Annotated in this window: 1 protein-coding gene; it reads left to right on the top strand. The window is 31.6% G+C overall.

Annotation, left to right across the window (positions count from 1 at the left end; genetic code table 11):
* Positions 1–263 (top strand): aldo/keto reductase (locus HMPREF3264_RS10725; protein ID WP_141764492.1); only part of this gene is annotated, 263 nt, incomplete at both ends.

The raw sequence follows: 263 nt of genomic DNA, 5'->3' as shown, positions 1-263 counted from the left end.
TCAAAGATAACGATGAAGTTGTACAAAATAATGACCCTGAATATTTAAAACAGCAAGTTGAGAATAGTTTAAAACGTCTCCAAGTAGATTATATTGATTTATATTATATTCATTTTCCTGATGAAGAGACGCCAAAAGATAAAGCTGTAGCAGCGTTAAAAGAACTCAAAGACGAAGGTAAAATTAAAGCCATCGGTGTATCTAATTTCTCATTAGAACAATTGAAAGAAGCCAATAAAGATGGATATGTTGATGTCGTGCAA

Origin of the sequence: Staphylococcus sp. HMSC62A08, assembly GCF_001839105.1 — a bacterium.
GTDB lineage: Bacteria > Bacillota > Bacilli > Staphylococcales > Staphylococcaceae > Staphylococcus > Staphylococcus caprae.
The sequence above is the reverse complement of the archived record's forward strand: the minus strand, read 5'-3'. Positions and strand labels throughout refer to the sequence as shown.